Origin of the sequence: Streptomyces sp. TP-A0356, from assembly GCF_001417775.1 — a bacterium.
Classification (GTDB): domain Bacteria; phylum Actinomycetota; class Actinomycetes; order Streptomycetales; family Streptomycetaceae; genus Streptomyces.
In genome coordinates, this window is record NZ_BBZJ01000055.1 from 1 (window position 1) to 8,056 (window position 8,056).

At 68.4% G+C, this 8,056-nt stretch carries 10 protein-coding genes and 2 pseudogenes; 8 read left to right on the plus strand and 4 right to left on the minus strand.

The annotated features are described in order from the left end of the window. Positions 1 to 588 precede the first annotated feature (588 nt). On the minus strand, positions 589 to 714 hold the full coding sequence (locus ASC56_RS43415; RefSeq protein ID WP_371330520.1) for a DUF3761 domain-containing protein: 126 nt from the start codon (positions 712 to 714) through the stop codon (positions 589 to 591). Next, positions 691 to 1,043 (minus strand): annotated as a pseudogene (locus ASC56_RS39260) (transposase); the annotation flags it as partial. The gene ASC56_RS43415 and the pseudogene ASC56_RS39260, both read right to left, overlap by 24 nt. A gap of 102 nt (positions 1,044 to 1,145) precedes the next feature. On the opposite strand from ASC56_RS39260, the gene ASC56_RS37090 reads away from it, so the two are divergent. From ASC56_RS37090 to ASC56_RS37125, 8 genes are all read left to right on the plus strand, one after another. Beyond that, entirely contained in the window at positions 1,146 to 1,460 is a 315-nt protein-coding gene (locus ASC56_RS37090) for an STAS domain-containing protein (RefSeq protein WP_234377260.1), read from the plus strand. Positions 1,461 to 1,530: 70 nt separating this feature from the next. Beyond that, positions 1,531 to 2,580, plus strand: a complete 1,050-nt coding sequence (locus tag ASC56_RS37095) for a YihY/virulence factor BrkB family protein (RefSeq protein ID WP_055496009.1) — start codon at positions 1,531 to 1,533, stop codon at positions 2,578 to 2,580. A gap of 57 nt (positions 2,581 to 2,637) precedes the next feature. Beyond that, entirely contained in the window at positions 2,638 to 3,210 is a 573-nt protein-coding gene (locus tag ASC56_RS37100) for a phosphatase PAP2 family protein (protein WP_055496010.1), read from the plus strand. A gap of 337 nt (positions 3,211 to 3,547) precedes the next feature. Further along, the gene (locus ASC56_RS37105; RefSeq protein ID WP_234377261.1) at positions 3,548 to 4,612 is read left to right on the plus strand and encodes a NucA/NucB deoxyribonuclease domain-containing protein; all 1,065 of its coding nucleotides are present in this window, start codon (positions 3,548 to 3,550) and stop codon (positions 4,610 to 4,612) included. A gap of 72 nt (positions 4,613 to 4,684) precedes the next feature. Then, complete coding sequence (locus ASC56_RS37110) at positions 4,685 to 5,272, plus strand: hypothetical protein (RefSeq protein ID WP_055496012.1); 588 nt, start codon at positions 4,685 to 4,687, stop codon at positions 5,270 to 5,272. A gap of 20 nt (positions 5,273 to 5,292) precedes the next feature. Further along, entirely contained in the window at positions 5,293 to 5,502 is a 210-nt protein-coding gene (locus ASC56_RS37115; protein ID WP_055496013.1) for a hypothetical protein, read from the plus strand. A 464-nt stretch (positions 5,503 to 5,966) separates the two neighbouring features. Continuing rightward, positions 5,967 to 6,146 (plus strand): hypothetical protein, encoded by a 180-nt coding sequence (locus ASC56_RS41480; protein ID WP_199836174.1) that lies wholly within the window; start codon positions 5,967 to 5,969, stop codon positions 6,144 to 6,146. 448 nt (positions 6,147 to 6,594) lie between these two features. Then, positions 6,595 to 6,834, plus strand: coding sequence for an AAA family ATPase (locus ASC56_RS37125; RefSeq protein WP_234377262.1), 240 nt, complete (start codon positions 6,595 to 6,597; stop codon positions 6,832 to 6,834). On the opposite strand, the pseudogene ASC56_RS42705 reads toward ASC56_RS37125, so the two are convergent. Together ASC56_RS42705 and ASC56_RS37130 are read right to left on the minus strand one after the other, a co-directional pair. Then, a pseudogene (locus tag ASC56_RS42705) lies at positions 6,816 to 6,944 on the minus strand (alpha/beta hydrolase); the annotation flags it as partial. The gene ASC56_RS37125 and the pseudogene ASC56_RS42705 sit on opposite strands and share 19 nt — an antisense overlap. Positions 6,945 to 7,037: 93 nt before the next feature. Further along, positions 7,038 to 7,877, minus strand: a complete 840-nt coding sequence (locus tag ASC56_RS37130) for an IS5 family transposase (protein WP_055496015.1) — start codon at positions 7,875 to 7,877, stop codon at positions 7,038 to 7,040. Positions 7,878 to 8,056 lie beyond the last annotated feature (179 nt).

Sequence of the window (8,056 nt, forward strand, 5' to 3'; positions counted from 1 at the left end):
TTAACCAACAGCGTCAAGGAACGGCCGGGCCCTACGGGTGTTTCTGGTACATGACTATGGATGACATCGGGCGAAGGCGTCCCAAATGGAATGCGGGGTAGTTGTGTTGCAGCTGGGGGCGGGCATGCGCCACAGGAACCTGTGCGACCTCCAGGGCACGTTCTCGCCCCCGGCCCCGCCCGTATCGGCTGGAGTGGGCAGTGACGGCTTTGCCGCGCTGGGCAGCAGAAGTCCGCGATGTGCGCCATCCGCAGGGGAAGGGATGTGCGCTACCCGCAGGGGATGGGGTGAAGCCAAAGAGGGCTTTCGGCCATCGCATGTTCGACGCCGTTGAACGCCTGTCAGCTCGTCGCTGAAACTGGCTGCCTTCCGTCCGCTCTCGGCGGCCTTCGCAGCGGAACAATGTCGGGATGGGCTGCGGGAACAGACAGGCTGCGGCTTCCCGGGCCGCGGCAGGCGTCGATCAGGAAGACCGCCGGGCAGGGACTCGGCTCGTGGGTCTACAGCGCGCAGGTCCCTCCCGCGTAGGTCGTCTGCCCCGCGCGGGCCCGGTGCAGACGACCTGCCGTGGATCCGTCGGCCGGAGGGTTACTTGAACCAGTGGCGGACGCCGTGGTGGTGGGAGCAGGTGCCCTGCGAGTGCTGGGAGTAGGACAGCGAGGCGTCGTTGCACTTCGCGGTCTCGTACTTGACGCCGACCTGGCTGTTCTCGATCCGGCCGGTGGTACCGGTGTACTGCCGCTGAACGCCCGCCAAACCACGGCCCTTCTTGAGGAAGCCGGTCTCGTCCACGATCAAAACTCCCTCATCGGTGCCGAGATGTTCCACGACGTAGCGGCGGACCTCGTCGCGGACCGCGCCCGTATCCCAGCGGGTGCTCCGCAGCAACCGCTGCATCGCTCCGGGACGGGCATAGCCCGCATGCTCAGCGAGCCGCCAGCAGTTCTTGCGCTCGGTCCCGGACACAACCCGAGCAGATAAGCGCGGGCGACGACCTGGCGTGGTCGGCCCAGGCCGGTGCGGCCGGTGCGGGGAACGCGGATGCGTTCGAGTAGTGGGCGTGCGTAGATGCTGTCGTGGCGTTGGCCGGGCGTCAGCAGGATGGCGAGCGGGCGTGCTTTGCCGTCGCAGGCGAGGTGGATGGCGTGACGATCATCTCCGCGTCTGTCGACGGCGCCCATGTCATCGCGGTGCGTGGGGAGATCGACCACCACACGGGCGGCGCTCTCAGCGACGCTCTCAGCCTCCCCGAGGGCACGGTTGCACTGCGGATGGTGGTGAGCGGGGTGACGTTCATGGACCACAGCGGTAGCAACATCCTCATCGCTGCGCGCAATGCCGCTGACGGCGCGGGTGGCTGGCTGCGCCTGGCCGGCCCGAGCGAGTCCGTGCTGGCACGCTGCGGCTCGTCGGCCTCGATGGGATCATCGGCTTGTATCCCACCCTTCGTGACGCCTTGAGCGCTTGACGCTGCGCGCATGGGGCGCCTCTGGTGGCGTAGGCGGGGTCGTGAGGGGTTACCCGACGGGTATGGCGAGGCTGCATCTTCCAGGGCGGAAAGCACACCACGACAGCGACGGGGCGCCGGCGCCCGAGGAGGCCGGGCCCGGGCCCGAGGTGGAGCGCCGGGCACCGGACACACCGGCCAAGCTGCCCAAGCGGGCCTGGGGCGGCGTGCTCAAGGGCGCCCTGCGCGAGTTCAAGGACGACGAGCTCACCGACCGCGCGGCAGCCCTGACGTACTACGGGGTGCTGTCCCTGTTCCCGGCGCTGCTGGTACTCGTGTCACTGCTGGGCATCACCGGCAAGTCCGCGACCGATGCAGTGCTGGCCAACATCAAGAAGCTCGCTCCCGGCTCGGCCCGGGACATCATCACCCGGGCCGTGGCGCAGCTGCAGAGCAACGCCGGCGTCGGCTCCCTCATGGCCATTGTCGGCATCGCACTGGCGGTGTGGTCGGCCTCCGGCTACGTGGCCGCGTTCATCCGCGCGGCGAACGCGGTCTACGACATGCCCGAGGGCCGCCCGGTGTGGAAGATCCTGCCCGTGCGGTTGGGCGTGACCGTCGTGCTGATGGTGCTGGCGGTGGCCAGTGCGCTGATCGTGGTGTTCACCGGCGGCCTGGCCCGCCACGCCGGTACCGCGCTGGGGATCGGCGACACCGCGTTGACCGTGTGGTCGATCGCGAAATGGCCCGTCCTCGTGCTGCTGGTCACGATCATGATCGCGATTCTGTACTGGGCGAGCCCGAACGCGAAGGTGAAGGGGTTCCGGTGGATCACCCCGGGCAGTTTCCTCGCCCTGGTGATCTGGATGATCGCCTCGGCCGGGTTCGCGTTCTACGTGGCGAACTTCGCCTCCTACAACAAGACCTACGGCACCATGGCCGGCGTCATCGTCTTCCTCGTCTGGCTGTGGATCACCAACCTGGCCGTCCTGCTGGGTCTGGAATTCGACGCCGAGACGGTACGCCAGAGGGCCATCGCGGGTGGCCTGCCACCGGACACCGAGCCTTTCACCCAGCCTCGCGATACCCGAGAGTGGGACGAGGAGGACCGGCGCCGGCTGGGGGAGGCGTGACCGGCCGCCCGCCGGCCTCAGGGTGTAGGCCGCTGACCTGCGGGATATCTGCCTCTCATGAGGCTTTTGGTGGAGTTGCGCGACGCTGATCGGTCGCTGAGCAAGCAGGCGGCCTGCCGCATCCCTCCGGGCGTCGGCACGGTGCTGTCGGTGGTGGAGGAGGCGGCGGAGAGCTCGAAGCTGTGGTGCGGCGCTGCCGCCGTGATGGCGTGGCTGGGCGGGTGGCGCGGCCGTAAAGCAGCGGCCACTGGCCTGGCGGCCCTGGTCATCGCCCAGCTGATCTCGAACGGTGTGTGCAAGCAGGTGGCCGACCGGCCCCGGCCGCCGAAGGAGTGGTTCCCCCACGACGAGGTCGACGACCGCCCCGACTCCTCCTCCTTCCCTTCCGGGCACACCGCCGCCGCGGTGGCCTTCACCGCCGCCGTCGCACCCGTGTGGCCGGCCGCTGGCGCAGTATGCGCGGTGCCGGCTGCCATGGTGGCGCTCGAGCGGGTGCAGAGCGGCGCCCACTACCCCAGCGACGTGGCCACCGGCGCCGCCATCGGCCTGGCCAGCGCCTGGCTCACCCGGCGCGCCCCGCGTCGGGTTTCAATCGGAGCTCTGGGTTCTGCTACTTCGCCGCCGGGATAGACACTGCCCACCTTGCTGACGAGGCCACTCTGGTCAGCACCTTCAGTCATTACTCCTTACACCGGCGGGGCTTCATTCTTTTCCCGAACTCTCCACACTCTCGCCGTCCGAAGCTGCGGGGCTTCCGTTACGCGGAAAGGGAATTTCGGACAAGAATCCCTGTCCTGCCCCGGTACCCGGTACCTCACAGCCAGCGCCTAGCCACCGCACCGGCGCCGCTCCCCAGGTGCCACCGGCGTCCGAAAAGAACTACTGGAAATACATAGGGCATTGACGCCCCGTCAGGCGCACGCGAAGCATGGTCCCGCCAAAACAGCGAAAGGACCAGCTCGTGAGAATGCTCAAACGGGGGGCGGCTCTCCTGACCGCTTTTGTGGCGGTCGGTGCCATGTTCGCTGCGGATGCGCAAGCAGCCCCCACACCGAAGCCCCGTCACAGCGCTGTCGCGCACCTCACCACGCTGTCGACGCGCCGCGTCGATTCGGTGACGTGTACGGTCGGCCAGGTCAGAGAGGATCGCACGGGTTCGTGCGCCTCCGGCGGCCTGCGCGTCGACTTCTACATCGAGCCCGAGCACCAGTACCAGGGCAGCGCCAACTTCGCGTGGACGTCCAGCGTCCAGCTCGACAACCGCAACCGGCACAAGTGGACCAATCACGTCACTCTGACGCTGGAGTCCACCACGGTCGCAGCGGCCGAACTCGGCGTCGCCACCCTCAACGAGACGTGCGGATCCTGCACCTCCACTGGAGGCACCCCGCAGATCACCACCCTGGACACGACGCGGAACTGGGACCTGGTCATCGACTCCCCCGGGGCCGTCACCACCACCGACGCCCAGGCTCCTCACCTCAACTACGAGGCCGCCCCCTACTCCCCGGTCAGCGTCGACCTGGGCCCGAAGCTGAACGTGCGCTGTGACAACACCCCGCGTATGAGCCCGGCCGCCGACGGCGGCTGTGTCTACCCCGACTACACCCCCGCCTACGACATCTCCGTCACCGGCCCCTACGACCAGGTCGCGTGGCACATCCTGTGGGCACAGCGCAATCTCGCGCACCACTGGGGCTGGCAGGGCCACGGCCCGGAGCTGACGCGGACGATGGACCAGTCCCTGATCCGCGCCAACCGGCGTACCGCCTGCCCGTCCTCGATCCCGCGCCCGTCCGGCAAGAGCTGTGACGAGTACCCGTTCGCGTCCACCCACCAGGGCGCCAGCGTCAACCCGGACTTCTCGTGTCACATGGTGCCGGAGGCGCAGAACCGTCTGGAGGGCGGTGCGCGCAAGTCCTGGTACAACGCGAACCGTCTGCTGGAGAACGACAAGTTCTGGGTCTCCGTCACCGACGTCCCGGCGTCGGCTGCCGCTTCTCCGGTGCGCCCGTTGGTGCAGTGCCCGTAACGCCGGCCGCGTAGCGTAAAACCCTGGGGGGCAGCGAAAACGCTGCCCCCTCCCTCTGTTAGGAGCCCTGTCATGGCCTCACTCATCGACCGCGTCCACGACCCGCGTCTGTTCGTCGCCCACGGCACCTTCGACCTCATCGACCTTGACACCTTCGAAGACGTCCCCCTCGACTACGCTGCCAACGGGCTTGTTTCGGCGCGGGAAAACTACGCCGCCGTCGTCTGTGCCACCGAGGGCGGTGACATCGACGTCACCGCCGAACTCTGGGACGGCCCTCCCACCCTCCACCTGGACGACTGGCAGGACGCCGCCGAAATCTCCTTCACCTGGACCACCACTCGCATCTGCATCGGCCCTGGCGAAGAAAACCCCGAGGACGCTCCTCAGCTGGCCCTGCCCGGCCCCGGCACCTACCGACTCCTGGTCCACGGCCGCCACCGCGACGACGGTGACGTACGCGACGAGGGTGACCCGGTGGAGACCTATCTGCTCCAACTGTGGCCGGCGCCCCTTGCCGGCCCCGTCACCCACAAGGCGGCGAGCCGGTTCGGGGCATCGTTGCGGAGCGAGGGTGCCGAGCCCAAGGGGCAGGTCCCGTCCTGGTTCACTGAGAAGACGTCCGGCTACGGGCCCGATCATCCTGCGTACGGCAGTTAAGCCAGGGCTTCAGTCCTTTGATGTCCGCCTGGTCCTCGAGGGACCCCGAGTCGTTCGACGCGCTGTTCACCGCGGCGGCCGGCGACACGGCGTCTGAAGACCACGTGCGGGATCTGTTCGTCTACGCGCTGGAGTGGGCGCAGTCCAAGGCCGCCGAGGCGGCCAACCCGCAGTCGCTGGTCCACGGCGTATGCAAGGCCCTGAAGGACCACGGCCCCTCGATGGCGTAGGCGTCGGCGGGGCGGGGGAAGACGGGGGCGGCGGCACCGCGGTCGGTGGCGACGCGGCGGATGTGGGTGGCCCGCTGGGACGCGGCCTGGGGGAGAGACCGGCAGGACGTGCGGGCTTGCTGTGGCTGCCGCCGCGCGGGTCTGGCGGAGGGTGGTGCGTCCGACTATGACGGCATCAGCGAGGACGCCATGCGCTGGAGGCCCGGAGGAGCAGGACGACCGCGCCGACGCGCTCACGGAGCTGTTCGGCGTCCAGGTCGACGTCATCCACGCCTACACACGTGCCCAGGCCCTCGCCGACGGGGCCCTGGTGGCCGCCCCGGCCGAACTGGCCCTCGAGGCAGGCTTCCGCGTTCCCGTCGCCCTGACCGCCGCCCCTGGGCCAACTGCGTGGAGTGGAGCGAGGCGGACAGCCGCCGCCAGACCCCCAGGACGAGACCGGCCGCCTGTGGGACGTCCTGACCATGACCCGCTCCGCCATCCGGCGCAGCCGGGGCAGCGGGGACCGTGTCATGGTCGAGCTGTACCGGATCCCGCGAGGCGGCCGCGCCCGCCAGCCCCGCCGCGTCCAGCTTGCCGCCCAGATCGGGCCCGGCGACAACGCCGAGCCGGTCATGACGATCATGCAGCCGTGCGAGGACTGACGCCCTCGGCGGGCGCGGCCGGGCCCCGGGTTGTTTCGCCGGGGCCGGCGGCCCCGGACCCCGCACCCGCACCCGAGTCCCGTCAGGGGCCCGGCCCTCGCTCCGGAGCCCCCGTCAGGGGGCTTCCTCCAGCCGGCCGACGGCGCCCGTGTGTGTGGGGGAGCCGGCTGTCGGCCGACGGTTGTTGGGCGCGGCGCTGCCGCGCTGTGGTCCCCATGCTGCGCCCCATCCCGGGGCGGGCGGCCCCATCACCGCTGGATGAGACTGTCAGTGCCTGGATCTATGGTCAGGGCATGACTCCGATAGATCCTCTGGCGTTGGGCCGGACCAGGACGGGCAGCCCATGACCCGCCACGGCCAGGGCTTTGTCCGCCATGTTCAGCTCGATCCCCGCGTGGGCGCCGACCGCTACCCCTTCAACCTGCCCGTCGTCACCTGTCTCGCCGGCATGGACAGCCTCGATCTGGACCCCGCGGTGACGTTCCTGGTCGGCGACAACGGCTCGGGCAAGTCCACCTTGATCGAGGCGCTGGCCACAGCCGCCGGGTTCAACGCCGAGGGCGGTTCCCGGTCCTTTCGGTTCGCCAGCCGGTCCACCGAGTCCGACCTGGGCGATCACCTGACTGTGTGCTGGAACCGCAGACCTCGCACGGGTTTCTTCCTGCGCGCCGCAACCTGCGCGAAGTAGGCCGGCGACGTGGCGCCCAGACCATGGACGTAGACGCGGGACGGCTCCTGTCCCGGCAGCTCAACCCAGCGGATCTGGCCGCCCTCGGGCGTCACGGCGGCACTGCGCACAGCCTGCTCCCCTCCACTCCAGATCGACGGAGAGACGAGAGTAGCCACCGGGCCTCAGAGGGCATTTGATCTAGGCGAATTGCCCTTTCTGTTCTAGTAGGTCCCTCGCCAGGTTGGTGTTGTCTCGTCCGTTATGCGCTTGGCGAGGTTGTCGATCGAGGCGACGTGGATCATGGCCTCGGAGCTGGCGGGAAGGGTCTCGTAATCGCGAGAAAGGCGCCGGTGCAACATAAGCCAACCCAGACTTCGCTCGACTACCCAGCGCCTTTTGACAACGTGAAAGCCACGAACTCCGGGGTTTCTGTTGACCACTTCGACGTCGATTCCGAGACGTGCGCCGTGCTCGATGACGGCGTTCTTGAAGCCGGTGTCGACCCAGCTCTTGGCGATGGTGGGGTAGGTCTTCTTGGCCTGGTCGAGGAGTCGGATTCCGACGGCGTTCTCGGACAGGCTGGCGGCGGTGACGGTCACGGCGAGGATGAGGCCGATTGTGTCGGTGAGGATGCCTCGCTTCCGCCCGACGATCTTCTTGGCGGCGTCTGTTCCCTGGCTGGTCAGGGGCACGTTGGTGGAGGTCTTCACGCTCTGGGTGTCGATCACCGACGCGGACGGCTCGGGCTTGCGCCCCTCTTTCACGCGAGCCAGCCCGGTGAGGTCGTAGTTGAGCTGGGCGAGGATTCCCTCGTCGCGCCAGGCGGCGTAGTAGGCGTAGACGGTGCCGTGGTTGGGGAAGTCGTGTGGGAGGTATTTCCAGGGTATTCCGGTGCGGTTGATGTAGAGGAGTGCGTTGAATACGTCGCGCAGGTCGACCTTCGCCGGCTCTCCGGTGGGTCTGCGGTCGAGCCGCGCCTTTCTCCAGGCCATCAATGTCGGCTCGATCAGGGCCCATCGGGCGTCGGACAGGTCGCTGGGGTACGGCTTCCGCTGGCTCACGCCCCAGAGGGATCATGGGCACGACGGAAGATCCGGTTCCGCTGATCACTGGGCGGTTCAGTGCGATCTCTACGTCAGACGTACTTCGAGGACCAAAGCTGAGCGAAACGGGTGGGCAAGTCCGGAAGCCTGGAGGTGACGAAGCACATTGATCCGACGAAAGCCCCCAAAATGGCACA